Annotated in this window: 22 protein-coding genes; 15 read left to right on the plus strand and 7 right to left on the minus strand. The window is 72.1% G+C overall.

Features of this window, described 5'->3' with window-relative positions; translation table 11 throughout:
• Positions 1-7: 7 nt before the first annotated feature.
• The 10 genes from trpE (at position 8) to lgt (ending at position 8,781) form a co-directional block, all read left to right on the plus strand.
• Positions 8-1,636, plus strand: coding sequence for an anthranilate synthase component I (trpE, locus tag RPQ07_RS27625; protein WP_313946912.1), 1,629 nt, complete (start codon positions 8-10; stop codon positions 1,634-1,636).
• A 15-nt stretch (positions 1,637-1,651) separates the two neighbouring features.
• On the plus strand, positions 1,652-2,296 hold the full coding sequence (locus RPQ07_RS27630; protein WP_313946913.1) for a TIGR02234 family membrane protein: 645 nt from the start codon (positions 1,652-1,654) through the stop codon (positions 2,294-2,296).
• A gap of 133 nt (positions 2,297-2,429) precedes the next feature.
• Positions 2,430-2,705, plus strand: a complete 276-nt coding sequence (locus tag RPQ07_RS27635) for an HGxxPAAW family protein (protein WP_313946914.1) — start codon at positions 2,430-2,432, stop codon at positions 2,703-2,705.
• 92 nt (positions 2,706-2,797) lie between these two features.
• Entirely contained in the window at positions 2,798-3,235 is a 438-nt protein-coding gene (locus RPQ07_RS27640; RefSeq protein WP_313946915.1) for a DUF2752 domain-containing protein, read from the plus strand.
• 145 nt (positions 3,236-3,380) lie between these two features.
• A complete protein-coding gene (gene trpC / locus RPQ07_RS27645; RefSeq protein WP_313946916.1) occupies positions 3,381-4,190 on the plus strand; it encodes an indole-3-glycerol phosphate synthase TrpC in 810 nt (269 codons plus the stop codon).
• 8 nt (positions 4,191-4,198) lie between these two features.
• On the plus strand, positions 4,199-4,456 hold the full coding sequence (trpM, locus tag RPQ07_RS27650; RefSeq protein ID WP_413777785.1) for a tryptophan biosynthesis modulator TrpM: 258 nt from the start codon (positions 4,199-4,201) through the stop codon (positions 4,454-4,456).
• A gap of 214 nt (positions 4,457-4,670) precedes the next feature.
• Positions 4,671-5,969, plus strand: coding sequence for a tryptophan synthase subunit beta (trpB, locus tag RPQ07_RS27655; protein ID WP_313946917.1), 1,299 nt, complete (start codon positions 4,671-4,673; stop codon positions 5,967-5,969).
• The gene (gene trpA, locus RPQ07_RS27660) at positions 5,966-6,790 is read left to right on the plus strand and encodes a tryptophan synthase subunit alpha (RefSeq protein WP_313946918.1); all 825 of its coding nucleotides are present in this window, start codon (positions 5,966-5,968) and stop codon (positions 6,788-6,790) included. Before trpB ends, trpA begins: the two co-directional genes overlap by 4 nt.
• An 89-nt stretch (positions 6,791-6,879) precedes the next feature.
• Positions 6,880-7,716, plus strand: a complete 837-nt coding sequence (locus RPQ07_RS27665) for a DsbA family protein (RefSeq protein ID WP_313946919.1) — start codon at positions 6,880-6,882, stop codon at positions 7,714-7,716.
• Between the two features lie 99 nt (positions 7,717-7,815).
• Positions 7,816-8,781: a prolipoprotein diacylglyceryl transferase gene (gene lgt, locus RPQ07_RS27670; RefSeq protein WP_313946920.1), complete on the plus strand. Its 966-nt coding sequence runs from the start codon at positions 7,816-7,818 to the stop codon at positions 8,779-8,781.
• A 104-nt stretch (positions 8,782-8,885) separates the two neighbouring features.
• Here lgt and RPQ07_RS27675 read toward each other — a convergent pair whose 3' ends face one another.
• From RPQ07_RS27675 to RPQ07_RS27705, 7 genes are read right to left on the minus strand one after another with little or no spacing between them, the layout of a single operon-like run.
• Positions 8,886-9,683, minus strand: a complete 798-nt coding sequence (locus RPQ07_RS27675) for an HpcH/HpaI aldolase/citrate lyase family protein (RefSeq protein ID WP_313946921.1) — start codon at positions 9,681-9,683, stop codon at positions 8,886-8,888.
• Positions 9,680-10,888 carry a CoA transferase gene (locus RPQ07_RS27680; RefSeq protein ID WP_313946922.1) on the minus strand — a complete coding sequence of 403 codons (1,209 nt, stop codon included), beginning with the start codon at positions 10,886-10,888 and terminating at the stop codon, positions 9,680-9,682. The genes RPQ07_RS27675 and RPQ07_RS27680 overlap by 4 nt, the downstream gene beginning before the upstream one ends.
• Entirely contained in the window at positions 10,885-11,772 is an 888-nt protein-coding gene (rbsK, locus tag RPQ07_RS27685) for a ribokinase (protein WP_313946923.1), read from the minus strand. The genes RPQ07_RS27680 and rbsK overlap by 4 nt, the downstream gene beginning before the upstream one ends.
• Positions 11,769-13,298, minus strand: a complete 1,530-nt coding sequence (locus RPQ07_RS27690) for an ADP-ribosylglycohydrolase family protein (protein WP_313946924.1) — start codon at positions 13,296-13,298, stop codon at positions 11,769-11,771. The genes rbsK and RPQ07_RS27690 overlap by 4 nt, the downstream gene beginning before the upstream one ends.
• Complete coding sequence (locus RPQ07_RS27695; RefSeq protein WP_313946925.1) at positions 13,295-14,458, minus strand: ADP-ribosylglycohydrolase family protein; 1,164 nt, start codon at positions 14,456-14,458, stop codon at positions 13,295-13,297. The genes RPQ07_RS27690 and RPQ07_RS27695 overlap by 4 nt, the downstream gene beginning before the upstream one ends.
• Positions 14,424-16,037, minus strand: a complete 1,614-nt coding sequence (locus tag RPQ07_RS27700) for an ADP-ribosylglycohydrolase family protein (RefSeq protein ID WP_313946926.1) — start codon at positions 16,035-16,037, stop codon at positions 14,424-14,426. Before RPQ07_RS27700 ends, RPQ07_RS27695 begins: the two co-directional genes overlap by 35 nt.
• Entirely contained in the window at positions 16,037-17,101 is a 1,065-nt protein-coding gene (locus tag RPQ07_RS27705) for an ADP-ribosylglycohydrolase family protein (RefSeq protein WP_391839356.1), read from the minus strand. The genes RPQ07_RS27700 and RPQ07_RS27705 overlap by 1 nt, the downstream gene beginning before the upstream one ends.
• Positions 17,102-17,325: 224 nt before the next feature.
• Here RPQ07_RS27705 and RPQ07_RS27710 point away from each other — a divergent pair, with 224 nt between their 5' ends.
• The 5 genes from RPQ07_RS27710 (at position 17,326) to RPQ07_RS27730 (ending at position 26,208) form a co-directional block, all read left to right on the plus strand.
• Positions 17,326-18,054: a VIT1/CCC1 transporter family protein gene (locus RPQ07_RS27710; protein ID WP_313946927.1), complete on the plus strand. Its 729-nt coding sequence runs from the start codon at positions 17,326-17,328 to the stop codon at positions 18,052-18,054.
• 590 nt (positions 18,055-18,644) lie between these two features.
• On the plus strand, positions 18,645-23,219 hold the full coding sequence (gene gltB / locus RPQ07_RS27715; protein WP_313946928.1) for a glutamate synthase large subunit: 4,575 nt from the start codon (positions 18,645-18,647) through the stop codon (positions 23,217-23,219).
• Complete coding sequence (locus tag RPQ07_RS27720) at positions 23,212-24,672, plus strand: glutamate synthase subunit beta (protein ID WP_313946929.1); 1,461 nt, start codon at positions 23,212-23,214, stop codon at positions 24,670-24,672. The genes gltB and RPQ07_RS27720 overlap by 8 nt, the downstream gene beginning before the upstream one ends.
• 238 nt (positions 24,673-24,910) lie before the next feature.
• Positions 24,911-25,651, plus strand: a complete 741-nt coding sequence (locus RPQ07_RS27725; protein WP_313946930.1) for a VWA domain-containing protein — start codon at positions 24,911-24,913, stop codon at positions 25,649-25,651.
• Positions 25,648-26,208, plus strand: a complete 561-nt coding sequence (locus tag RPQ07_RS27730; RefSeq protein ID WP_313946931.1) for a HutD family protein — start codon at positions 25,648-25,650, stop codon at positions 26,206-26,208. Before RPQ07_RS27725 ends, RPQ07_RS27730 begins: the two co-directional genes overlap by 4 nt.
• Positions 26,209-26,277 lie beyond the last annotated feature (69 nt).

Raw genomic sequence — 26,277 nt, forward strand, 5'->3', positions numbered from 1 at the left:
AGCCGCCATGGATCTCGACACCTTCCGGAAGCTGGCCGCCGACCGCCGCGTCATCCCCGTCAGCCGCAGGCTCCTGGTCGACGGCGACACCCCGGTCGGGCTCTACCGCAAGCTGGCCGCCGAACGCCCCGGCACCTTCCTGCTGGAGTCCGCCGAGAACGGCCGGTCCTGGTCCCGCTACTCCTTCGTCGGGGTCCGCAGCGCCGCCACCCTCACCGAGCGGGACGGCCGCACGCACTGGCTCGGCACCCCGCCCGTCGGCGTCCCCACGGACGGCGACCCGCTCGCCGCCCTGCGCGCCACCGTCGAGACCCTGCACACTCCCCCTACGCCTGGCGGCGTGGGAGGGACCCCCACCCCTACGCCTGGCGGCGTGGGAGGGACCCCCACCCCTACGCCTGGCGGCGTGGGAGGGACCCCCACCCCTACGCCTGGCGGCGTAGCAGGGACCCACACGAGTGACCCGGCGTCCGCCATGCCGCCCTTCACCGGCGGCATGGTCGGCTACCTCGGTTACGACATCGTCCGCAGGCTGGAGAAGATCGGTCCGGGCGAGCGCGACGACCTGAAGCTCCCCGAGCTGACGATGCTCCTCACCTCGGACCTCGCCGTGCTCGACCACTGGGACGGCACCGTCGTGCTGATCGCCAACGCGATCAACCACAATGACCTCGACACCGGTGTCGACGAGGCGTACACGGACGCCGTCGCCCGGCTCGACGCCATGGAGGCCGACCTCGCGCGGCCGCTGGCCTCCGCCCCCGCCGTACTGCCGCCCTCCGAGCTCCCCGACTTCACCGTCCCGTGGGGCGGGCCCGACTACCAGGCCGCCGTCGAGGACATCAAGGAGCGGATCCGGGCCGGCGAGGCGTTCCAGGTCGTCCCCTCGCAGCGGTTCGAGACCCCCTGTGCGGCCAGTGCCCTCGACGTCTACCGGGTGCTGCGGGCCACCAACCCGAGCCCGTACATGTACCTCTTCCGCTTCGACGGCTTCGACGTCGTCGGATCCAGCCCCGAGGCCCTGGTCAAGGTCGAGGACGGGCACGCCATGGTCCACCCCATCGCGGGCACCCGGCCGCGCGGCGCGACCCCGCAGGAGGACCAGGCGCTCGGCGACGAACTGCTCGCCGACCCCAAGGAGCGCGCCGAGCACCTGATGCTCGTCGACCTCGGCCGCAACGACCTCGGCCGCGTCTGCGAGCCGGGCAGCGTCGAGGTCGTCGACTTCATGTCGATCGAGCGGTACTCCCACGTCATGCACATCGTCTCGACCGTGACCGGCCGGGTCGCCGCGGGCAGTACCGCCTTCGACGTGCTCACCGCCTGCTTCCCCGCCGGCACCCTCTCCGGAGCGCCGAAGCCCCGCGCGATGCAGATCATCGACGAGCTCGAACCCTCCCGGCGCGGGCTCTACGGCGGATGTGTCGGTTATCTCGACTTCGCCGGCGACTCGGACACCGCGATCGCCATCCGTACCGCCGTGCTGCGCGACGGAACCGCATTCGTGCAGGCCGGAGCGGGTGTCGTGGCCGACTCCGATCCGGTCGCCGAGGACACCGAGTGCCGCAACAAGGCGGCCGCGGTGCTTCGCGCCGTCCATACGGCCAACCGGCTGAACGGCCACACCGGGCGGTAAGGGATAGTAGGGGTCGTGAGTGCTGTACCTGTACCCCAGCCCCGCGCCGAATCGGCATCCGCCGCGTCCGCCGACAGCAGCCGCCGCAGCCTCGGCGCAGCACTTGTTCTCGGCGCCGCCGGCGCCACCGTCGTCCTGCTCGCCTCCGGCCAGATCTGGGCCGAGGGCACGGCGGCCGTCGGTGGCGGCAGTGTGCCGCTCGACGCCGACGGCAGCGACGTCACCGGAGTGCCCACCGCCCTCGCCATCGTCGGTCTGGCCGCGCTGGTCGCGGTCTTCGCCGTCCGCAGGGCCGGCCGGTTCCTGGTGGCAGCGCTGCTCGCCCTCAGCGGCGCCGGTGCGGCCGTCACCGCCTTCCTGGGCGCGTCCGACAGCGCGGCCCTGGACGAGAAGGCGGCGAAGACCACCGGCGACACCGCCGCCACGGTCGGCGCACTCACCCATACCGCCTGGCCCTATGTGACCGCGGCCGGCGGTCTGCTGATCCTGCTCGCCGGACTGCTCGCGCTCCGTTACGGCAGGCAGTGGCCCGCCATGTCGGGCCGCTACGAGCGGGACGGCACCCCGAGGCCCCGCAAGGCGCCGGTCGTCGACCCCGACCGCCCCGAGGACCTCTGGAAGGCACTGGACCGCGGCGAGGACCCGACCCGCGGGACATGACCTCCCGGGGCCGAGACGTGACCGCCACCCCTGGCACAGGGCACGACACGGCGTACGGGACAATGGCGGGTGAGCTACCGGCTCACCATCGAGCAACAGCTCACCACAGAGCAACGGCAACGAGGAGCAACTCATGGCGGGCAGCGCCCACGGACACACCCCGGCCGCCTGGACCGGTGTCATCATCGCTTTCATCGGCTTCTGCATCGCCGGAGTCTTCATGGTCGCGGCCAACCCGCTCGGCTTCTGGGCCGGCATGGGCGTCGTCGTCGCCGGCGGTCTGGTCGGCCTCGCGATGAGGGCCGCCGGTCTCGGTATGCCGAAGGCCGAGAAGGCCGCCGCGGAGCGGGCCCGTGCGCAGGCGGCCACCGCCCCCGCGCAGCCCGCCTCGGCGCAGACCTCCGCCTGACACCGCCAGGACCTCACGACACAAGGGCGCAGACCGGCCGGGGCCGGGCTGCGCCCTTGCGTTCCGACGGAGACAATCACGGGGTGGACGCCATGCCTTCTCCCGCGACACCCGCTCGCGCTCCCGGGCCAGCCCCGCTCGCGCGACGTCTCGCCGCCCCCGTGGCCTCCCTCGCGGGAGTCGCCGCCGCCTTCGCCTACGTCGGCGCGGTCGACCCCAACGAACCAGGTCACTACCCGGTCTGTCCGCTCCTGCGGCTCACCGGGATCCTCTGTCCGGGCTGCGGTGGTCTGCGCAGCGCCCACGCCTTCGCCCACGGCGATCTGGCGGCGGCCTTCGGGGCCAACGCCGTGGCCGTCGTCGGCTACGGCGTCTTCGCCGTGGTGATGGCCCTGTGGCTGATTCGCGCCGTCCGCGGTGTGCCGATGCGGATCGCCGTCGCCCCCGTGTGGTGGTGGTCGCTGGGCGCCGTACTGCTGGTCTTCAGCGTGGTGCGGAACCTGCCGTTCGGCTCTGCGCTGGCCCCGTGAGGGGCCGCCCGGCCGGTGCCGGGGAGCCGCCGAAGTCCCAGGTAGTGGGACAGGCGTCAACCGGATGCGAGGCCGGGGGCCTCCTGCGGATACCATCGACATGGCTGATCCTGAACCATCACCGTCCCGGAAGGGGGCCGCTCGCGTGAGTGTGCTCGACGAGATCATCGAAGGCGTACGCGCCGACCTCGCAGAGCGGCAGGCGCGCGTCAGCCTCGACGAGCTCAAGGAGCGCGCCGCCAAGGCTCCCGCCGCCAAGGACGGGGTCGCCGCACTGCGCGGCGAGGGCGTCCAGGTGATCTGCGAGGTGAAGCGCTCCAGCCCCTCCAAGGGCGCGCTGGCCGCGATCGCCGACCCCGCCGCGCTCGCCGCGGACTACGAGGCCGGGGGCGCCGCCCTCATCTCCGTCCTGACCGAGGAGCGCCGCTTCGGCGGCTCGCTCGCCGATCTGGAGGCCGTCCGTGCCCGGGTCGACGTACCTCTGCTGCGCAAGGACTTCATCGTCACGGCGTACCAGCTGTGGGAGGCCCGCGCCTACGGCGCCGACGTCATCCTGCTGATCGTCGCCGCTCTGGAGCAGGAGGCCCTGGTCTCCCTCATCGAGCGCGCCGAGTCGATCGGGCTCACGCCGCTGGTCGAGGTGCACGACGAGGACGAGGTCGAGCGCGCGGTGGACGCCGGTGCGAAGATCATCGGGGTCAACGCCCGCGATCTGAAGACGCTCAAGGTCGACCGGGGCACCTTCGAACGGCTCGCCCCCGAGATTCCGTCCCACATCGTCAAGGTCGCCGAGTCCGGTGTGCGCGGTCCGCACGACCTGATCGCCTACGCCAACGCGGGTGCCGACGCCGTACTGGTCGGAGAGTCCCTGGTCACCGGCCGGGACCCGAAGGCGGCCGTCGCCGACCTCGTCGCCGCGGGCGCCCACCCGGCGCTGCGGCACGGCAGGAACTGACACCCGCCATGACCACCGCCCGCACCACCGCCGCGCCGCACCGGACGCCCACGCGTCCCGGGACGTCGACGGCGGCCGTGCGCGCGGCACGGGCGGCGCTCGCCGCGGCCCGTGACCCGTACGCCCGTCTGGCCCGGGGCTGCAAGCCCCGCGGCTGCCGCGCCCCCGCACGCCGGGTGCACGGCCGGCGCGTGCGGTACGTCATCGGTTCGGAGCCGGGCCAGGTCAACGGGATGCGATGGCGCGGGGACGGCGCGCGCGACTGACGTCCGACGGTGCCGGTTTCCCGGGGTGAAGCCCCCGGTCCCGGCTCTCGCGGTGTCCTCGATCGCCGGACGGGCCCCTGCGTCCTGACCTCGCACCGCCGGTTGCGGCGCGTCGGTCCGGTGCGGAACCCGGTCACAGCGGCGCGCGCGCATAACGTGTCCCCTTGCACACCCAGACTTCAGGGGCGTCAGCCCCTTCTGAGGAGTACGTCGGATGTCTTCTGACTTCTTCATCCCGGACCCCGAGGGTCAGGTCCCCAGCGCCCAGGGCTACTTCGGCGCCTTCGGCGGCAAGTTCATCCCCGAGGCCCTCGTCGCCGCCGTCGACGAGGTCGCCGTCGAGTACGACAAGGCCAAGACGGACCCGGCGTTCGCGGCCGAGCTCAACGACCTGATGGTCAACTACACGGGCCGCCCCAGCGCGCTGACCGAGGTGCCCCGGTTCGCCGAGCACGCCGGCGGTGCGCGGATCTTCCTCAAGCGGGAGGACCTGAACCACACCGGTTCCCACAAGATCAACAACGTGCTGGGCCAGGCGCTGCTCACCAAGCGCATGGGCAAGACGCGCGTCATCGCCGAGACCGGGGCCGGCCAGCACGGCGTCGCCACCGCGACCGCGTGCGCCCTGTTCGGCCTCGAATGCACCGTCTACATGGGCGAGATCGACACCGAGCGCCAGGCGCTCAACGTCGCCCGGATGCGGATGCTGGGCGCCGAGGTCATCCCGGTGAAGTCCGGCAGCAGGACCCTGAAGGACGCCATCAACGAGGCGTTCCGCGACTGGGTCGCCAATGTCGACCGCACCCACTACCTCTTCGGCACGGTCGCGGGCCCCCATCCCTTCCCGGCCATGGTGCGCGACTTCCACCGGGTCATCGGCGTGGAGGCCAGGCGCCAGATCCTGGAGCGCGCCGGCCGTCTGCCGGACGCGGCCGTCGCCTGCGTCGGCGGCGGTTCCAACGCGATCGGGCTGTTCCACGCCTTCATCCCGGACGCCGGTGTGCGCCTCGTGGGCTGTGAGCCCGCCGGGCACGGCATCGAGTCCGGCGAGCACGCGGCCACCCTGACCGCGGGCGAGCCCGGCATCCTGCACGGCTCGCGCAGCTACGTCCTCCAGGACGAGGAGGGCCAGATCACCGAGCCGTACTCGATCTCGGCCGGACTGGACTACCCGGGCATCGGTCCCGAGCACGCGTACCTCAAGGACAGCGGGCGCGGGGAGTACCGCGCGGTCACCGACGACGCCGCGATGCAGTCGCTGCGGCTGCTGTCCCGCACCGAGGGCATCATTCCGGCGATCGAGTCGGCGCACGCGCTGGCCGGTGCGCTGGACCTCGGCCGGGAGCTCGGCAAGGACGGCCTGATCGTCGTCAATCTGTCCGGACGCGGCGACAAGGACATGGACACCGCCGCCCGCTACTTCGGGCTCTACGACCGTGAGGCGGACGCCGTGGTCGAGGCGGACACAGCCGCCGAGAACGGCGAGGGCGAGATCAAGGGGGACGCGAAGTGAGCGGCAACATCCAGCTGTTGAGCGACACCCTGGCGCGGGCCAAGGACGAGGGGCGTGCCGCGCTCATCGCCTACCTCCCGGCCGGCTTCCCGACCGTCGACGGCGGTATCGAGGCCGTGAAGGCCGTCCTGGACGGCGGCGCGGACGTCGTCGAGGTGGGGCTGCCGCACAGCGATCCCGTCCTCGACGGACCGGTCATCCAGACCGCCGACGACATCGCCCTGCGCGGCGGCGTCAAGATCGCCGATGTGATGCGCACGGTCCGCGAGGCGCACGCGGCGACCGGCAAGCCGGTCCTGGTGATGACGTACTGGAACCCGATCGACCGCTACGGCGTCGAGCGCTTCACCGCCGAGCTCGCCGAGGCCGGCGGCGCGGGCTGCATCCTGCCCGACCTGCCGGTCGAGGAGTCCGGCCTGTGGCGCGAACACGCCGAGAAGCACTCTCTCGCCACCGTCTTCGTCGTCGCTCCGAGCAGCAAGGACGCCCGGATCGCGCGGATCACCGAAGCTGGGTCCGGCTTTGTGTACGCGGCCTCGCTGATGGGGGTCACGGGCACCCGCGCGTCGGTCGGCGCACAGGCCCAGGACCTGGTGAGCCGCACCCGGGCCACCACCGAACTGCCGGTCTGCGTGGGCCTCGGGGTCTCCGACGCACAGCAGGCCGCCGAGGTCGCCGCGTTCGCCGACGGGGTGATCGTCGGGTCCGCGTTCGTGAAGCGGATCCTCGACGCCCCCGACACCGCCGCCGGCCTCGCGTCCGTCCGTGAGCTGGCAGCGGAGCTGGCCAGGGGCGTGCGCAGGGACGGGCAGGCCGGGTAGCCGGGGTCATCCCTCTCGTACGGCTCGCTCGTACGAGTGGATCTGGACCGGGGAGGCGCTCACGTGCCTCCCCGGTTCGTTTGCGGGATGTGAGTGAGAAGAACCAGGACCGGAAGAGGACCGCGCGCGAGCGGCTCCAGCAGGAACGTGAGCAGCACAAGGCACGTGAGAAGCGCCGCCGGGTGCTGATCGTGTCGGCGGCGGTGGTGGCCGTGCTGGGACTCGCGGCCGTCGTCGGAGTGATCGCTGCCAACTCCGGCACGAAGAAGGACAGCGGCTCCCAGGCCGGCCCGCTCCTCGCGCCCGCCGGCGTGCAGGGCAAGGACCGGCTGGCGATCCCGGTGGGAGCGGACGACGCGCCCTCCACGCTCACGATCTGGGAGGACTTCCGCTGCCCGGTCTGCGCGCAGTTCGAGAACCTCTTCCGTGACACGATCCACGAGCTCGTCGCGGCCGGTCAGATCAAGGTCGAGTACCACCTCGCCACCATCATCGACGGCAACATGGGCGGCAGCGGATCCCTGCGTGCGGCCAATGCCGCGGCCTGCGCCCAGGATGTCGGCGACTTCGCCCCGTACCACGACGTGCTCTTCCAGAACCAGCCGCCGGAGCCGGACGACGCCTTCGGCAACAACGACCGGCTGATCGAGCTCGCGGGCAAGGTCGAAGGGCTGGACACCCCCGGGTTCCGCAGCTGTGTCGAGGACGGCAAGCACGACAGCTGGGTCGCCAAGTCCAACACGGCCTTCCAGAACGGCGGCTTCCGCGGGACGCCCACCGTCCTGCTCAACGGCGAGTCGGTCTTCCCGGCCAAGGGCAGCGAGCAGATCTCCCCGGCCAACCTGAAGAAGTGGGTCACCGAGGCGAACAAGGGCAAGAAGCCGGGCACCCAGCAGTCCGCGCCGGCGCCCAGCCCGTCGTCCTGACCGCCCGGCGGGGCCGCGCCGCGGCACGCCGCTCGTTATCAGGACGTTGCCGGGTGGGTTGCCGTGTCTCCCACCCGGCAGGGTAGCGTCGGGTCTGCCATGGAACTTGCCTACATTCCCAGTCCGTCGACCGGAGTGATCCATCTCGGACCGCTCCCGCTGCGCGGCTACGCCTTCTGCATCATCATCGGTGTCTTCGTGGCCGTCTGGTACGGCAACAAGCGCTGGATCGCCCGAGGCGGCAAAGCCGGCACCGTGGCCGACATCGCTGTCTGGGCGGTGCCCTTCGGCCTGGTCGGCGGCCGGCTCTACCATGTGATCACCGACTACCAGCTGTACTTCAGCGACGGTGAGAACTGGGTCGACGCCTTCAAGATCTGGGAGGGCGGCCTCGGTATCTGGGGCGCGATCGCGCTGGGCGCGGTCGGCGCCTGGATCGGCTGCCGCCGTCGCGGGATCCCGCTGCCGGCCTGGGCGGACGCCCTCGCGCCGGCCATCGCCATCGCGCAGGCGATCGGCCGCTGGGGCAACTGGTTCAACCAGGAGCTGTACGGCAAGCCGACCGATCTGCCCTGGGCCCTCAAGATCACGGAGGGTGCGAACCGCGAGGCGGGTCTGTACCACCCGACGTTCCTGTACGAGTCCCTGTGGTGCATCGGTGTCGCGCTGCTGGTCATCTGGGCCGACCGGCGCTTCAAGCTCGGCCACGGGCGGGCGTTCGCGCTCTACGTCGCCGCGTACTGCGCGGGCCGCGCCTGGATCGAGTACATGCGCGTCGACGAGGCGCACCACGTCCTGGGCCTGCGGCTGAACGTGTGGACCGCGATCATCGTCTTCGCGCTGGCGGTGGCGTACATCGTGATCTCGGCGCGGGTGCGGCCGGGACGCGAGGAGATCGTCGAGCCGGACCGCTCGAAGCCGGGCACGGACGGCGCGGACGCGGCCGACGAGAAGGCCGTCGAGAACAAGGAGCCGGGCGACGAGTCGACCCCGGAGGACTCGGCGGACGCCGGGGACACCGTCAGGGACGCCGACGCGGATGCGGGGTCGGCCAAGAAGGGCTGACCGCAGCGACATACGACGAGGCCGCCGGGACCGATCGGGTCCCGGCGGCCTCGTCGTATGCCGGAAGGTTGTCGCCGGTGTCGGGGCGTCAGAGGGTCAGGGCGTCAGAACGTCTCCCGGCGGGCGATGGACAGCGTGCGCTCGGCGGCCGCCACGATCGCGGCGTCCACGAAACGGCCGTCCGGCAGGGCCAGCGCCCCCGCGTCCCCGGCGGCCGCCTTGACGACCTCCTCCGCCGCCTCGATCTCCTCGGGGGTGGGCAGGAAGGCCCGCTCGATGACGGGGAGCTGGCGGGGATGGATGGCCGCCCGGCCGAGGAAGCCGAGCGCACGGCCGTGTGTGCAGGAGGCGTAGAGCGCGTCCAGGTCCCGGATGTCCGGGAAGACGGACTGCGACGGGGGCGGGAGACCGGCAGCGCGGGCGGCGACCACGATGCGCGAGCGGGGCCAGTCGAGCGAGGCGCCGTCCCGTACGCCGAGGTCGGCGCGGAGGTCCGCCTCCCCGAGCGAGATGCCTCGGACGGCCGGATGGGCGGCGGCGATGTCGTAGGCGTGCTCGATCGCGACGGCGGATTCCAGCAGCGGGTGGAGGGGGACACCGGGTGCGCGGTCCGCGATCCGGCGGATGTCAGTGCCGTGTGCGACCTTGGGAACACGCAGAGCACAGAGGCCGGGGAGACCGGTCAGGGTCTCGATGTCCTGGGGGGAGTTGATGCGGACATGGACCGGCAGGGGCTGGGGGAGAGCCAGGAGTTCGGCCGTGGCGGCCAGGGCGTAGTTCTTGCGGTCGGAGGGAACCGCGTCCTCGAGGTCGATGATCACGACGTCGGCGCCGGAGCCGAGAGCTTTCAGTACGACGTCGGGGTGGTCCCCGGGTGCGTAGAGATAGGTGAGCGGGGTCATAGGGCGCCCTGGGTGCGGAGTGCGCTGATATCGGCCCCGGTCAGGCCGAGTTCGGTGAGGACCGCGTCCGTGTCGGCGCCGTGCGGGCGGCCGGCCCAGCGGATGGAGCCGGGTGTCTCCGAGAGGCGGAAGAGGACGTTCTGCATCCGGAGCGGACCGAGTTCCGGGTCGGGGACCTCGGTGATGGTGTCCAGCGCCTGGTACTGCGGATCCTCCATGACATCGCGGATGTCGTAGATCGGCGCGATGGCGGCCTCGGCCTTCTCGAAGGCTTCCATGGTCTCGGTCCGGCTGCGCTCGGCGATCCAGCCGCCGACCGCGTCGTCGAGGATGTCGGCGTGCTCGGCGCGGCCGCTTCCGGTGGTGAACCACGGCTCGTCGATCAGATCGGGGCGGCCGACCAGGGTCATGACGCGCTCGGCGATGGACTGGGCCGAGGTGGAGACGGCCACCCAGTGGCCGTCGGCGGTGCGATAGGTGTTGCGGGGCGCGTTGTTGCCGGAGCGGTTGCCGGTCCGCGTCTGGACGTAGCCGACCTGGTCGTACCAGAGCGGCTGGGGGCCGAGGACGGTCAGGATCGGCTCGATGATCGCCATGTCGACGACCTGGCCGCGGCCCGTGGTCTGACGGGCGGTGAGCGCGGTCATCACGGCAAAGGAGGTGGCCAGAGCGGCGATGGAATCGGCGAGACCGAACGGAGGGAGCGTGGGCGGGCCGTCGGCCTCACCGGTGATGGAGGCGAAACCGCTCATCGCTTCGGCGAGGGTGCCGAACCCGGGCCGGTGGGAGTAGGGGCCGAACTGGCCGAAGCCGGTGACGCGGGTGAGGACGAGACGGGGATTGACCGCGCTGAGTTCCTCCCAGCCGAGCTGCCACTTCTCCAGGGTGCCGGGGCGGAAGTTCTCGACGATCACATCCGCGGTGGCGGCGAGGCGCAGCAGGGTCTCGCGGCCGCCGGAGGTGGACAGGTCCAGGGTGATGGTGCGCTTGTTGCGGCCGAGCAGTTTCCACCACAGGCCCACGCCGTTTCTGGCGGCGCCGTGGCCGCGGGACGGGTCGGGCCGGGTGGGGTGCTCGACCTTGATCACCTCCGCGCCGAAGTCACCGAGCATGGTGGCGGCGAGCGGGCCGGCGAAGAGGGTGGCCAGATCGAGAACGCGCAGCCCCTGAAGGGGCATCGGGGAGGGTGCGGGCGATGGTGTCATGAGGCCTCGTCGATCTCGGAGCGGTACGGCATGGAGGTCGAGGCGCCCGCGCGCTGGACGCACAGCGCCGCGGCGGCGGACGCCCAGGTGAGGGCCTGCTCGACGGGCTTTCCCTCGCCGAGGGCGACGGCGAGGGCGCCGACGAAGGTGTCGCCGGCCGCCGTGGTGTCCAGGGCGGTGACCACGGGGGCGGGGACGACGAGCGGGGGCGAGTGGCGGCTTGCGTGGAGGCAGCCGGCCGAGCCGAGCGTGATCACCACCTCGGGGACCTGGCGCAGGAGCGCTTCTGCCACGGCGCGCGGGTCGGCGACGCCGGTGAGGGTGGCCGCCTCGTGCTCGTTCGGTACCAGCAGGTCGGTCGCGGCGAGGAGTTCGGGAGGCAGCGGCTGGGCGGGGGCGGGGGTGAGCACGGTGCGCACCCCGTGCCGGCGTGCGGCCTCGGCCCCCTCCAGCACGGCGCTGAGCGGGAGTTCGAGCTGGAGGAGCAGGGCGTCGGCGGTGGCGATGAGGGCTTCGTCGCCGGGGGCGAGGGCGGTGAGCGTGCCGTTGGCGCCGGGGATGACGACGATGGCGTTGCCGCCTTCGTCGTCGACGACGATATGGGCGGTGCCCGACGGGCCTTCGGAGGTGCGCAGCAGATCGACGTCGACGCCGGAGGCGACGAGCGTCTGCCGCAAGGCCGCGCCGAAGTCGTCCGAGCCGACCGCACCGATCATCGCGACGTCGCCACCGGCACGGGCGGCCGCGACGGCCTGGTTGGCGCCCTTGCCGCCGGGGACCGTCCGGAACTCCCGTCCGGTGACGGTCTCTCCGCGCTTCGGTGCGTGGGCGACATAGGCGACGAGGTCCATGTTGGTGCTGCCGAGCACCACGATGCCGGTCATGGGCGGAGTGCCTCCTGGTGCGTGAGGTGGGCGAGGGCGTCGAAGCCCGTCCCGTCGAAGCCGGCGACGGAGGTGGAGAGCCGGTTCTTGAGCGGGGCGGTCCACCGGTCGGGCAGTTCACCGGGCCGGCCGGCGAGGAGACCGGCGATCGAACCGGCGGTGGCTCCGTTGGAGTCCGTGTCCCAACCTCCGGAGACAGCACGGCAGATGGAGCCGCCGAAGTCGCCGTCCGCATGGGTCAGCGCGGCGGCGAGCAGGGCGGCGTTGGGCAGCACATGGACCCAGTGGTACTGGCCGTAGGCGGTGTGGAGCCGGTCCACGACCGAAGCGAAGTCGGGTTCGGCGCGGGCGGTGTCGATACCGAGGCGGACGGCGTGGGCCAGCCGGGAGGCGGGCGGTACGACGGTCAGCCCGGCGGCGAGCGCACGGTGCACATCACCGGCGCCGTCGGCGGCGGTCGCGACGGCCGCCGCGACGAACATCGCGCCGTGGACGCCGCTCGCGGTGTGGGTGAGCGTGGCGTCGCGATGTGCCTGTTCGGCGGCGGCCCCGGGATCGCCGGGGTGTGTCCAGCCGTGCACATCGGCACGGATGGCGGCGCCGATCCACTCCCGGAAGGGGTTGTGGTGGCAGGCGGTGAGCGGAGGTTCGAGTCCGGAGAGGAGGTTGCGGTAGGCGATGCGTTCCGCGGTGAAGGTGCGGCCCGCGGGGAGTTCGTCGAGCCAGAGCCGGCCGACGTCCGCGGTGGTGAAGCGGCGGCCGTACCGCTGGAGCAGGAGCAGATTCAGCAGGGGGTAGTTGAGGTCGTCGTCCTCGGGCATGCCGTCGATGTTCTCGGCCAGTGAGGTGGTGGCGGAACGGCGGTTCCAGGGGTGGGCACGGGCGAGTTCGGCCGGCAGGCCCTTGGCGGTGAACCAGGTGCGGAGAGGCCAGTTGCCGGTGGCGCGGGCGATGGCACGGATCGCGTGGAGGGGGAGCTTCTCGACCGGCTTGCCCAGCAGACAGCCGGCCGCGCGGCCGAGCCAGGCCGCGTGGAGACGGTCCGGGAGCCGCGGGTCGTGCACAGCGGCGGGGGTGTCGGGCAGCGAGGCGGCAGCGTCGTCCGGTGCGGCAGGCCGGGAGCCGGGCCCTGTCGTGGCTGTCGTACCTGTCGTACCTGTCGTACCTGTCGTACCCGTCGTGAGGGAGGCGCGCGGCTCACGCGCCATGGTGGGCAGCGGGTCCCCGGGGCCCGTCGGCCAGTTGGGGCACGCCGCCTTGATGGCCGCGAGGCCGGTCGGCTCCTGTGCGGCCAGCGGGCTGGGGACCGCGGACAGCTCGTCCAGCAGCCGGAGTGCCAGGGTGCGCAGCTCGGGGGAGGCCGGGACGGCGGAGGCACCGGCCGCGGGCGGCGCGGGGGAGCCGCCCGCCGCGAGCCAGGCGGCGGTGACCTCTCCCGCGTCACGGCCGTCCTCGGCCGCCTGGCGCAGCTCGTGGCCGAGCAGATCCTCCGGCTGCACCCAGGTCAGTCGGAGGGCGTCGCTCATCGGGCGTCCGTCAGGGCGGCGAACGCCGACTCGTGTGCCCGGCGGCGCCGCGTGTCGCGGGCGAAGACCTCCCGGGTGACCGCGGTCAGCTCCCGGGCGGGCGCGTGCAGATCGAGGCGGCTGGCCTCGGCCACCGTCTTGGCCCAGTCATGGGGTACCGCCGCGGTGCCGCCGAGAGCGCCCGCGATCGCGCCGGACATCGTGGCGATCGAGTCGCAGTCGCGGCCGTAGTTCACCGAGCCCAGCACCGTACGGCGGTAGTCGCCCTCGCCGACCAGCAGCATGCCCAGGGCGACGGGGAGTTCCTCGATGGAGTGCAGCCGGGAGGGACGTCGTGCGGCGAGGGACGGCGCCCGGTAGTCCGGACCGACCGTGTCGAAGGGAGCGACCGCCGTACGCAGCGGCGCCAGCGCCGACTCGAAGTCCGTGTGCCGCGCGGCGACTTCGGCCACCGCCTCGATGGCCGAGCGGGTGCCGTCCTTCGCCAGTGCCAGGGCCGCGTCGACGACGGACGTGGGGGTCGCCCCGGGAAGACACGCGGCGGCGACCGCCGCCGCGAAGACGCCCGCCGCCTCCCGTCCGTACGAGGACTGGTGCGCTCCCGCGATGTCGAGCGCCTCGGCGTAGGCCGCGGCGGGGTTGGCCGCGTTGACCAGTCCCACCGGTGCCATGTACATCGCCGCACCGCAGTTGACGATGTTGCCGCTGCCAGCCTCGCGGGGGTCGTGGTGCCCGTAGTGGATGCGGGCCACGAGCCACTTCTCGGCGAGGAAGATCCGTTGGAGGGGGAGCGCCTCCGCCTCCAGCTCGGGGATCCAGCGGGGAGTGGAGAGCAGGTCCGGCACCAGGTGGTCGGCCACGGCGTAGGCGTCGAGATGGTCGCGGACCGTGCCGTAGACCCGGATCAGGGCGTGCGTCATGAGGGTGTCGTCGGTGACGTGGCCGTCGCCCTTGTGGTACGGCGCGATCGGACGGGCGGTGCGCCAGTCGTCGCCGTTCCAGGGGCCGACGATGCCGTGGACACGGCCGCCGTGCCGTTCGGTGATCTGCTCGGGCGTGTACCCCTCGACCGGGCCGCCGAGCGCGTCGCCCACGGCCGCGCCGATCAGGCTGCCGGTGATCCGGTCATCGAGTGTGAGCGTCGCGAGTGTCGTCGTCATGTCGGAATTGTCCACCCGGGGCCGTCAGTTCCGTGTCTGCGAGCAGCCCGGCGAGTTCCACCAGATCGGTGCCCGCGAGACGGGGGAGGGCGCAGCCCGCGAGGGTCCGGCAGGCGTCCCGCCAGCTGGCCGGCACGGCGTCGCCCCCGCCGAGCGCACCGGTCAGCGCGCCGGCCAGCGCGGGGGCGGAGTCGGCCACCCGCGACAGGCAGGCCGCGGCGGGTACCGCCTCGGCGACCCGGCCGCGGGCCGCCGTCGCGACGGCGAGAGCGACGGGCACGGTCTCGGCCGCGGCGACGCCGTAGCTGTAGACGTGGTCCACGATCTGGTGCTCCAGCAGCGGTACGAGGTCGAAGGCGGCGTCCGCGTCGCGGGCGAGCTTGACCGCGTGGCGCGCGTTGCGGCCGATCTCGGTGGACTCGGGGAGTTCCGCGAGCGCGGCGTCCACACAGTTGTCGACCCCGCCGCCGCCGAGTGCGACGGCGATGGCCGCCGCCATGGCACGGGCGCCGTGCACCCCGTCGCCGTCCTGGGTGTAGCGGGCGTCGAACTCGGCGAGCTCGGCGGCCGCCGCCGGATCGCCCGGGTGGACCACCGCGAGGACGGCGGCGCGTACACACGCGGCGTCGTCGAAGTAGTGCGGGTTGTCGTGACCGGTGGCGGGCGGGCGCAGCCCGGTGGCGAGGTTGCCGAGTCCCGCGCGTACGGAGATCCGGGCACGCAGGGGCAGCACGGCGGACTCCACCTCGGGTGCGCGGTCGGCGGCGGCCGCCACCTCGCCGGCGAGGGAGTTCCAGGCGAGGTCGACGGCCGCGCGCATCCGGCGTCCGGGAGCCAGCCCGGCGAAGAGGTGCCCCGAGCCGATGAGCACGGTCTCGGCGGCGAAGGCGGCCCACTCGGCGTCGTCGGACGGACCGAGACGAAGGGGCTCGGGGGGCTGGTTGAGGGCGATGGGCACGGGGAGCGTGGTGGTCGAGTTCTGCTCGGCGAAGGTGTCGAGCTCGCGGGTGAGCCGCCTGGTCCACTCGGGCATCCGCGCCGCCCGGTGCCGCGCCGCGGGCCAACCGGCCGCGTCACCCGCGGCGAGCCCGAGGAGGAGCCCTTCGACCGGCCGGACGGCGACGCGGCGTGTCCGGTGCGGTGCGGGCGCTCGCTCGCTGTCCCCGCCGGGCGGACCGGGGTCGCGGCCGCCCGGCGTGGGGGTGCCGGTGTCGCCCGTCGTGGTGGCGCCGCTCCACAGGCCCTGCGGAGGACGCGCGTCGGCCGGGCGGTCGAGTACGGCGGTGCCGCCGGACGACGCGGGTGCGGCCGGTACCGGCGCGTCCGCGAGGGCGAGCAGATACGGATCGGTGGCCGTGCCGGTGTCCGGCGCGGCCGGATGTTCGAGCACGGCCATACCGAAGGTCGTGGCCGCCGCCTCCGGTGCCGCGGCCTGTGCGTGCCGGGACCCGTGCCCACCGGCCGGATGGGCCGGCAGCACCGTCCCGCCCACCGGGGGCAGAGCCGGCGGGGTCGCGGGCGCAGGGGCCGGATCGGGGTCGGGGATCGACGCGTCGTTCGTCGGTGGAGTCAGTGTCATCACGCCGCCTGCGGGTCGTCGGGGGTGAGGAGGTCCGCGATCTCCAGTACGTGGTGGCCCTTCATCGACGGGAGACAGCTGCCCCGTACCGGGCCGATGGCCGAGGCCCAGGCGGTGGGGATGGCCGCCGCGCCCGAGACCGCTCCCGCCAGTGCCCCCGCCACCGCCGCGGTCGTGTCGGCGTCGCGGCCCATGTTGACCGCCGTCAGCACCGAGGCGCGGAAGTCCCCGCGGGCCGCCGCGAACGCGCCGAAGGCCAGGCCCACCGCCTCCGGGGCCAGGTCCGTCCACGGGTAGCCGCCGATCACCACCGCCGAGCGCACCGCGCGTTCCGTGGCCAGGGGGTCACCCTGGCTGCGCTGGGCCGTCACCACCGCGCGGCGCAGGGATCGTGCCGTCCAGGAATCCATCGGGATCACCGAGAGCGCGGCGCCGATCACCCCGGCGGGGCCCGCGCCGGTCATCGCCGCCGCGACCCCCGCGGCCACGGCCTGCCCGCCGTAGATGCCCTCGCCGTCGTGGCTGACCGAGCCGTCGATCGCCACGAGCCGGGCCGCTTCGGCCGGCAGCCCCGCGGCGAAGACCCCGAAGGGAGCCGCCCGCATCGCGAGACCGTCGCTCCAGGCGTGCCGGTGCTGGGCGGAGATCGGGGCGGCGAGCCCGCGCCGCAGGTTCTCCAGGGTGCCGCGCTCGCTGAACCCCGCTCCCCGGAACGGACCCTCGTCCAGATCGGCGATCCAGTGGTGCCACGCGGTCTCGACGTGGGTGACGGTCAGGGCCGAGCCGTGCCGCGCCAGCAGCAGCCCGGAGAAGATCGCGTACTCGGTGTCGTCCGTGCCCGCGGGGTCGTCGTTCACAAAGCCTTCGATACGGCCCCACCGGGCGCGGATCTCCGAGGGCCGCATGTTCTCCGCGGGCGCGCCCAGCGCGTCGCCCACCGCCAGACCGAGCAGTGCGCCGCGGGCCCGCTCCCGCAGCACGGAGGCGGGGACGGCCGGCGCGGCGGGAGCCGTACCGGGCGCGCGCTCGGAGGGATCAGCGGGATCGCATGCAACCAACTCCACGGGGCGGGCCCCTTTCGCGTGCACCGGCGGTTCCTGCATCTGTGCCACACGCGGCCCGGGACGAGTCTGAGAAACGCCTCTGTCACCCGAACCGCCATCCCGCACCCCCAGGTAAGTACGGCCTGCCTTGCTGGCGCGCCCCTTACATGATGCGTATGTTCGACAGTGTCGAAGGGGGAGCGGACCCGCTGTTTCCGCTGCTGAGAAGGTTGAAGGGGAGAGTTGTGTCCATCATCGAAAACGCCGCGACACTGCACGAGGCGCATCGCGACAACCACACCCACCGTGATGTCAACGGCGGCTGGCTGCGCCCCGCGGTCTTCGGCGCGATGGACGGACTGGTCTCGAACCTCGCGCTGATGACCGGTGTCGCGGGTGGTGCCGTCTCGCAGCAGACCATCGTCATCACCGGGCTCGCCGGGCTGGCGGCGGGAGCGTTCTCGATGGCCGCGGGGGAGTACACCTCCGTCGCCTCCCAGCGCGAGCTCGTCCAGGCCGAGCTGGACGTCGAGCGGCGCGAACTGCGTAAGCACCCGGTGGACGAGATGGAGGAGCTGGCGGCGCTCTATGTCGCCCGTGGCGTCCAGCCCGCACTCGCCCGTGAGGTCGCGATGCAGCTGTCGAAGGACCCGGAGCAGGCGCTGGAGATCCACGCCCGCGAGGAACTCGGCATCGACCCGGACGATCTGCCGTCGCCGACGGTCGCCGCCGTCTCGTCCTTCGGATCGTTCGCGCTGGGTGCCCTGCTGCCGGTGCTGCCCTATCTGCTCGGCGCGACGGCGCTGTGGCCGGCGGTCCTGCTGGCGCTGGTGGGCCTCTTCGCCTGCGGCGCGGTCGTCTCCCGCGTGACGGCACGCGGCTGGTGGTTCAGCGGCCTGCGGCAGCTGGCGCTCGGCGGGGCCGCGGCGGCGCTCACCTACGGCCTGGGCTCGCTGTTCGGTGCCGCGGTCTAGCCCGTCTCCGGCGGGGTGGTGCCCGGCCTCGGCCCGTCTCCGGCGGGGTGGTGCCCGCCCCGCGCCCCGGGCCCGCCCTGCCCTGCGCGAGGGCTGTTCTCGCTCTCCCGCCCCGCCGGGCCCTCCCGGCTCTGCCTCGGCTCTCCCGCCCGCGACCGCCCCGCCGCCCCGAATGACCCGCCGTGACCGATTTGTATCCTGTCGATCCGGGTCGGGACGTGTCAGGCTGGGTATCCCACACCACCGGGAAGACATCTCGCTGTGACGCACATCCCCACCGCGGATTCCGCTTCCGGTGAGACACTATGCAAGGCGCTACATAAGTAGCCGTAACTCGGCGGTTTCGAGTCCTTAACCACCGGGCATGAGCCGAAAGCGCTGCGGGCAACGAAGCCTGCTCTGCGATGGTCCTGCGGATACCGATCTGTCCGACGGCGACCCACCTCGACCGCTACGCGCGGTGTCCGCATGCTGGAATGCGCTATCCACTTTTCGAGAACCATTCCATCATGTAACCTGCACGAAATTTCGCGGAGGGCCAACGTCGTCCCTCGGTACTTGCATATGCCACGACGACGACGGGAGAGCCGATGCGTTCCGACGCCTGGTCGCCCATGGACGGTCGCCCCGCCCCCCAGGGGATGTACGACCCCCGTAACGAACACGACGCGTGCGGCGTCGGGTTCGTGGCCACCCTCACCGGTGTGGCCAGCCATGAGCTGGTGGAGCAGGCGCTGACCGTACTGCGCAACCTCGAGCACCGTGGTGCCACCGGCTCCGAGCCCGACTCGGGTGACGGTGCGGGCATCCTGCTCCAGGTTCCCGATGCCTTCCTGCGTGAGGTCAGCGGATTCGAACTCCCCGAAGCGGGTTCGTACGCCGTCGGTATCGCCTTCCTCCCGGCCGATGATGACGCCCAGGCCGTCTCACGTATCGAGACGATCGCCGCCGAAGAGGGTCTGAAGGTCCTCGGCTGGCGTGACGTCCCGGTCACCCCGGATCTGCTCGGCAACGGCGCCCGCGCCACCATGCCCGCCTTCCGGCAGCTCTTCGTCGCCGACGCGGCCGAGGGCGAGGGTGCCTGCACGGGCATCGCGCTGGACCGCAAGGCCTTCGTCCTGCGCAAGCGCGCCGAGCGCGAGGCCGGCGTCTACTTCCCGTCGCTCTCCGCGCGCACGATCGTCTACAAGGGCATGCTGACCACAGGCCAGCTGGAACCTTTCTTCCCGGACCTGTCCGACCGGCGCCTCGCCACGGCCGTCGCGCTCGTCCACTCGCGGTTCTCCACGAACACCTTCCCGAGCTGGCCGCTCGCCCACCCGTACCGCTTCGTCGCGCACAACGGCGAGATCAACACGGTCAAGGGCAACCGCAACTGGATGCGTGCCCGTGAGTCCCAGCTCGCGAGCGACCTCTTCGGCGCCGAGCAGCTGGACCGGATCTTCCCCGTCTGCACCCCGGACGCCTCCGACTCCGCGTCCTTCGACGAGGTGCTGGAGCTGCTCCACCTCGGCGGCCGGTCGCTGCCGCACTCCGTGCTGATGATGGTCCCCGAGGCGTGGGAGAACCACGACTCCATGGACCCCGCCCGGCGCGCGTTCTACCAGTACCACTCCACGATGATGGAGCCCTGGGACGGACCCGCCTGCGTCACCTTCACCGACGGCACCCAGGTCGGCGCCGTGCTCGACCGCAACGGTCTGCGCCCCGGCCGCTACTGGGTGACGGACGACGGACTCGTCGTCCTCTCCTCCGAGGTCGGCGTCCTCGACATCGACCCGGCGAAGGTCGTCCGCAAGGGCCGCCTCCAGCCCGGCCGGATGTTCCTCGTCGACACCGCCGAGCACCGCATCATCGAGGACGACGAGATCAAGGCCGGTCTCGCCGCCGAGCTGCCGTACCAGGAGTGGCTGGAGGCCGGTGAGATCGAGCTCGAGGACCTCCCCGAGCGCGAGCACATCGTCCACACCCACGCCTCGGTCACCCGCCGCCAGCAGACCTTCGGCTACACCGAGGAAGAGCTGCGCATCATCCTCGCGCCCATGGCCAGGACGGGCGGCGAGCCGCTCGGCTCCATGGGTACGGACTCGCCGATCGCGGCCCTGTCCGAGCGCCCCCGGCTGCTCTTCGACTACTTCACCCAGCTGTTCGCGCAGGTCACCAACCCGCCGCTGGACGCCATCCGCGAGGAGCTCGTCACCTCGCTGCGCTCCTCGCTGGGCCCGGCCGGCAACCTGCTGGAGCCGACCGCCGCGTCCTGTCGCAGCGTCACGCTGCCCTTCCCGGTGATCGACAACGACGAGCTGGCCAAGCTCATCCACATCAACGCCGACGGCGACATGCCCGGCATGAAGGCGGCCACCCTCTCCGGCCTCTACCGCGTCAGCGGCGGCGGCGACGCCCTCGCGGCCCGGATCGAGGACATCTGCGCCGAGACCGACGCCGCCATCGAGGACGGCGCCCGTCTGATCGTCCTGTCCGACCGGCACTCGGACGCCGAGCACGCGCCCATCCCGTCGCTGCTGCTCACCTCCGCCGTGCACCACCACCTCATCCGCACCAAGCAGCGCACCCAGGTGGGTCTGCTGGTCGAGGCCGGTGACGTGCGCGAGGTGCACCACATCGCGCTGCTGATCGGCTACGGCGCGGCAGCCGTCAACCCCTACCTGGCGATGGAGTCGGTCGAGGACATCGTCCGGGCCGGCACCTTCATCGAGGGCCTGGAGCCCGAGCAGGCCATCCGCAACCTCATCTACGCCCTCGGCAAGGGCGTGCTCAAGGTGATGTCCAAGATGGGCATCTCGACCGTCGCCTCCTACCGCGGTGCCCAGGTCTTCGAGGCCGTCGGCCTGGACGAGGCGTTCGTCGAGAAGTACTTCAACGGCACCGCCACCAAGATCGGCGGAGCGGGTCTCGACATCGTCGCCAAGGAGGTCGCCGCCCGGCACGCCAAGGCGTACCCGGCCTCCGGCATCTCCGCCTCGCACCGTGCGCTGGACATAGGCGGTGAGTACCAGTGGCGCCGTGAGGGCGAGCCGCACCTCTTCGACCCGGAGACGGTGTTCCGGCTCCAGCACTCCACGCGCAACCGCCGCTACGACATCTTCAAGAAGTACACGGACCGGGTGAACGAGCAGTCCGAGCGGCTCATGACGCTGCGCGGCCTGTTCGGCTTCAAGTCCGACCGGCCGTCGATCTCCATCGACGAGGTCGAGCCGGTCAGCGAGATCGTGAAGCGGTTCTCCACCGGCGCGATGTCCTACGGCTCCATCTCGCGCGAGGCGCACGAGACCCTCGCCATCGCCATGAACCAGCTCGGCGGCAAGTCCAACACCGGTGAGGGCGGCGAGGACGCCGACCGGCTGTACGACCCCACCCGCCGGTCCGCCATCAAGCAGGTCGCCTCCGGCCGCTTCGGTGTCACCAGCGAGTACCTGGTCAACGCCGACGACATCCAGATCAAGATGGCGCAGGGCGCCAAGCCCGGCGAGGGCGGCCAGCTGCCCGGCCACAAGGTCTACCCCTGGGTCGCCAAGACCCGGCACTCGACCCCGGGCGTCGGTCTGATCTCCCCGCCGCCGCACCACGACATCTACTCGATCGAGGACCTGGCCCAGCTGATCCACGACCTGAAGAACGCGAACCCGCAGGCGCGGATTCACGTGAAGCTGGTCTCCGAGGTCGGTGTCGGCACGGTCGCCGCGGGTGTCTCCAAGGCCCACGCGGACGTCGTGCTCATCTCCGGCCACGACGGCGGCACCGGCGCCTCCCCGCTGACCTCGCTCAAGCACGCGGGCGGCCCCTGGGAGCTCGGTCTCGCCGAGACCCAGCAGACGCTGCTGCTCAACGGGCTGCGCGACCGTATCGTCGTGCAGACCGACGGCCAGCTGAAGACCGGCCGTGACGTCGTCATCGCCGCGCTGCTGGGCGCCGAGGAGTTCGGTTTCGCGACCGCGCCGCTCGTCGTCTCCGGCTGCATCATGATGCGGGTCTGCCACCTCGACACCTGCCCGGTCGGTATCGCCACCCAGAACCCGGTGCTGCGGGAGCGCTTCTCCGGCAAGGCCGAGTACGTCGTCAACTACTTCCAGTTCATCGCCGAAGAGGTGCGCGAGATCCTCGCGGAGATGGGCTTCCGCTCCGTCGAGGAGGCCGTCGGCCACGCCGAACTCCTCGACACCGAGCGCGCCGTGAACCACTGGAAGGCACAGGGCCTGGACCTCGCACCCCTGTTCCACGTGCCCGAGCTGCCGGACGGCGCGGTGCGCCACGCGCTGATCACCCAGGACCACGGTCTGGAGAAGGCGCTCGACAACGAGCTGATCAAGCTCGCCGCCGACGCGCTGAACGCCGATTCGGCAGAGGCCGCCCAGCCGGTCCGCGCACAGGTCGCCATCCGCAACATCAACCGGACCGTGGGCACGATGCTCGGCCACGAGGTGACGCGGAAGTTCGGCGGCGCGGGCCTGCCCGACGACACCATCGACATCACCTTCACCGGCTCGGCCGGCCAGTCCTTCGGCGCGTTCGTCCCGCGCGGCGTCACGCTGCGGCTGGAGGGCGACGCCAACGACTACGTGGGCAAGGGCCTCTCCGGCGGCCGCGTCGTCGTCCGCCCGGACCGGGGCGCCGACCACCTGGCCGAGTACTCGACCATCGCGGGCAACACCATCGCCTACGGCGCGACCGGCGGCGAGCTGTTCCTGCGCGGCCGCACCGGCGAGCGGTTCTGCGTCCGCAACTCCGGCGCCACGGTCGTCTCGGAGGGCGTGGGCGACCACGGCTGCGAGTACATGACCGGTGGCCACGCGGTGGTGCTCGGCGAGACCGGGCGCAACTTCGCGGCCGGCATGTCGGGCGGTATCGCGTACGTGATCGACCTCGACCCGGACAACGTCAACTCCGGGAACCTCGAGGCGGTCGAGCCGCTGTCGGACACGGACAAGGAGTGGCTGCACGACGTCGTGCGCCGCCACCAGGAGGAGACGGCCTCCACCGTCGCCGAGAAGCTTCTCGCCGACTGGTCCGCGAACGTGGACCGGTTCAGCAAGATCATCCCGACCACCTACAAGGCAGTGCTCGCCGCCAAGGACGCCGCTGAGCTCGCCGGTCTCTCCGAGCAGGAGACCACCGAGAAGATGATGGAGGCGGCGATCAATGGCTGACCCCAAGGGCTTCCTGACCACCGGGCGCGAGGTCGCCGAGACCCGCCCCGTGGCCGAGCGCGTCAAGGACTGGAACGAGGTCTACGTCCCCGGCTCCCTGCTGCCGATCATCAGCAAGCAGGCCGGCCGCTGCATGGACTGCGGCATCCCGTTCTGCCACAACGGCTGTCCGCTCGGGAACCTCATCCCCGAGTGGAACGACTACGCGTACCGCGAGGACTGGTCGGCCGCCTCCGAGCGGCTGCACGCGACCAACAACTTCCCGGAGTTCACCGGACGGCTGTGCCCGGCGCCCTGCGAGTCCGCCTGCGTGCTCGGTATCAACCAGCCCGCCGTCACCATCAAGAACGTCGAAGTCTCGATCATCGACAAGGCCTGGGACTCCGGCGACGTCACCCCGCAGCCGCCGGAGCGTCTGTCCGGCAAGACCGTCGCGGTCATCGGCTCAGGCCCGGCGGGCCTCGCCGCCGCCCAGCAGCTGACCCGCGCCGGCCACACGGTCGCCGTCTACGAGCGCGCGGACCGCATCGGGGGACTCCTCCGGTACGGCATCCCCGAGTTCAAGATGGAGAAGGTGCACATCAACCGCCGTATCGAGCAGATGCGCGCGGAGGGCACCAAGTTCCGCACCGAGATCGAGATCGGCCGGGACATCGACGCGGCGAAGCTGCGCCGGCGGTACGACGCCGTGGTCATCGCGGCCGGTGCCACCGTCTCCCGCGACCTGCCCGTGCCGGGCCGTGAGCTGAACGGCATCCACTTCGCCATGGAGTACCTGCCGCTCGCCAACAAGGTGCAGGAGGGCGACTTCGTCGCCCCGCCGATCACCGCCGAGGGCAAGCATGTCGTCGTCATCGGCGGCGGCGACACCGGTGCCGACTGCGTGGGCACCGCCCACCGCCAGGGCGCGGCCTCGGTCACCCAGCTGGAGATCATGCCCCGCCCGGGCGAGGAGCGCAGCGCCGGCCAGCCCTGGCCGACGTTCCCGATGCTCTACAAGGTCACCTCCGCGCACGAGGAGGGCGGCGAGCGGGTCTACTCCGTCTCCACCACCCACTTCGAGGGCGACGAGGACGGCAACGTCCAGTTCCTCCACCTCGCCGAGGTGGAGTTCAAGGACGGCAAGCTGGAGCAGAAGCCCGGCACCGAGCGGAAGATCCCGGCGCAGCTGGTCACCCTGGCCATGGGCTTCACCGGCACCGACCAGGAGAACGGTCTGGTCCAGCAGTTCGGGCTCGAACTGGACGAGCGCGGCAACGTCGCGCGCGACGCCGACTTCGCCACCAACGTCAACGGCGTGTACGTCGCCGGTGACGCGGGCCGCGGCCAGTCCCTGATCGTCTGGGCGATCGCCGAAGGCCGCTCGGCGGCCCGCGGTGTGGACCGCTTCCTCGGCGGGGCGAGCGACCTGCACGCCCCGATCAAGCCGACGGACCGCTCGCTGATGGTCTGACCCACCGGCCGAAAGACGTCCCGTACAACGGCGTACGGAAACGAACACGGCGCCTGCTCTGTCCCCGACCGGACATGGAGCAGGCGCCGTGCTGCGTGCCCGGCCGTCAACGCCACAGCCAATGACGGGGGTTGGGGCCGCACAGGGCCGAGATCGCGAGCGATCAGGTCCCCGGGGCCGCCGGGGATCCGGGCGATATCCTCGGCGGACGACCCTCATCCGACGAACGGAGCCGTCCATGGCCACCGCCAGCATCCCCGGACCGGCCATCAGTCTCCGCAAGGTCGAGGAGAAGGCGCCCGCGCTCGTCAGCCTCTACAAGTCCGCCGGGGTCTCGCTGCGCAAGCACGGCCTGGACGGGCAGCGCGCCGCCGTCTATCTGGTGCTCGACTACTCCGGCTCCATGAAGGACTACTACAAGGACGGCAGCGTGCAGGCGCTGGCCGACCGGGTGCTGGGCCTGTCGGCGAACCTCGACGACGACGGCCGTGTCCCGGTCGTCTTCTTCTCCACCGACATCGACGCCGTCACCGACATAGCGCTGGAGAACCACCACGGCCGGGTCGACGCGATCGTCGCGGGCCTCGGGCACATGGGCAAGACCAGCTACCACCTGGCCATGGACGCCGTCATCGACCACTACATCGACAGCGGCTCGACGGCCCCGGCGCTCGTCGTCTTCCAGACCGACGGCGGTCCGATCAGCAAGCACGCGGCCGAGCGCTATCTGTGCAAGGCGGCGAAGCTGCCGCTGTTCTGGCAGTTCATCGGCTTCGGCAACAAGCGCAGCTCGCAGTTCGACTTCCTGCACAAGCTCGACGAACTCGCCGTGCCCGCCAAGCGGGCCGTGGACAACGCCGGCTTCTTCCACGCCGGCCTCGACCCGCGCACGGTCCCGGACTCCGAGCTGTACGACCGGCTGGTCGGCGAGTTCCCGCTGTGGCTGGCCGCCGCCCGCGCCCAGGGCATCGTGCGGTGACGCCGCGGGTGCTGCGGGCCGACGGCCGCCGGGCCGTGCCGTGGAAGAACGGCGGTGGAACCACCCGTGAGGTCGCGATCGCGCCCGACGGCGCCGGGACGGACGACTTCGACTGGCGGATCTCGCTCGCCGATGTCGGCGTGGACGGCCCGTTCTCCGCGTTCCCCGGTGTGGAGCGCATCCTGACCGTGGCCGACGGTGCGGGGATGGAACTCACGGTGGGCGGAGAACGCACGGTCGCCGACCGGCGCTACCGGCCCTACGCCTTCCCCGGCGACGTGCCGACCGACGGCCGGCTGCTGGGCGGCCCGGTCGTCAACTTCAATGTGATGTACCGGCGGGACCGCATCGCATGCCGGACCTCGGTCGTACGGGGAGAGGCCGCGCCGGAGGTGCCGCCGGGCTCCACGGTGGTGGTGGTCGCGCTGGACGGCACCACGGCCGTAGGCGACGCGGGCCCGACGCTCGAACGGTACGACGCCGTACTGCTCGACGGACCGCCAGGACCGCTGCGCACGGAGGGACACGCGGCGGTCGTCGTCCTGCGGAGCCTGTGAGGCGTTCCGTCGCCCACGGAGGTATCGCCGGGAATCCCGACAGCAGATGTCCGGTTTCTGCGGTTCGAT

The sequence above is a fragment of the Streptomyces sp. AM8-1-1 genome, from assembly GCF_032229325.1.
GTDB classification, from domain to species: domain Bacteria; phylum Actinomycetota; class Actinomycetes; order Streptomycetales; family Streptomycetaceae; genus Streptomyces; species Streptomyces achmelvichensis.

What these genes read in the sequence shown, in the direction of transcription:
- RPQ07_RS27680 (WP_313946922.1), bottom strand. Translation starts at nt 10,888, where the DNA reads ATGACACCATCGCCCGCACCCTCCCCGATGCCCCTTCAGGGGCTGCGC.
- RPQ07_RS27635 (WP_313946914.1), top strand. Translation starts at nt 2,430, where the DNA reads ATGGCGGGCAGCGCCCACGGACACACCCCGGCCGCCTGGACCGGTGTC.
- rbsK (WP_313946923.1), bottom strand. Translation starts at nt 11,772, where the DNA reads ATGACCGGCATCGTGGTGCTCGGCAGCACCAACATGGACCTCGTCGCC.
- RPQ07_RS27700 (WP_313946926.1), bottom strand. Translation starts at nt 16,037, where the DNA reads ATGACACTGACTCCACCGACGAACGACGCGTCGATCCCCGACCCCGAT.
- lgt (WP_313946920.1), top strand. Translation starts at nt 7,816, where the DNA reads ATGGAACTTGCCTACATTCCCAGTCCGTCGACCGGAGTGATCCATCTC.
- gltB (WP_313946928.1), top strand. Translation starts at nt 18,645, where the DNA reads ATGCGTTCCGACGCCTGGTCGCCCATGGACGGTCGCCCCGCCCCCCAG.
- trpE (WP_313946912.1), top strand. Translation starts at nt 8, where the DNA reads ATGGATCTCGACACCTTCCGGAAGCTGGCCGCCGACCGCCGCGTCATC.
- RPQ07_RS27725 (WP_313946930.1), top strand. Translation starts at nt 24,911, where the DNA reads ATGGCCACCGCCAGCATCCCCGGACCGGCCATCAGTCTCCGCAAGGTC.
- RPQ07_RS27720 (WP_313946929.1), top strand. Translation starts at nt 23,212, where the DNA reads ATGGCTGACCCCAAGGGCTTCCTGACCACCGGGCGCGAGGTCGCCGAG.
- RPQ07_RS27695 (WP_313946925.1), bottom strand. Translation starts at nt 14,458, where the DNA reads ATGACGACGACACTCGCGACGCTCACACTCGATGACCGGATCACCGGC.
- RPQ07_RS27690 (WP_313946924.1), bottom strand. Translation starts at nt 13,298, where the DNA reads ATGAGCGACGCCCTCCGACTGACCTGGGTGCAGCCGGAGGATCTGCTC.
- RPQ07_RS27640 (WP_313946915.1), top strand. Translation starts at nt 2,798, where the DNA reads ATGCCTTCTCCCGCGACACCCGCTCGCGCTCCCGGGCCAGCCCCGCTC.
- trpB (WP_313946917.1), top strand. Translation starts at nt 4,671, where the DNA reads ATGTCTTCTGACTTCTTCATCCCGGACCCCGAGGGTCAGGTCCCCAGC.
- RPQ07_RS27675 (WP_313946921.1), bottom strand. Translation starts at nt 9,683, where the DNA reads ATGACCCCGCTCACCTATCTCTACGCACCCGGGGACCACCCCGACGTC.
- trpM (WP_413777785.1), top strand. Translation starts at nt 4,199, where the DNA reads ATGACCACCGCCCGCACCACCGCCGCGCCGCACCGGACGCCCACGCGT.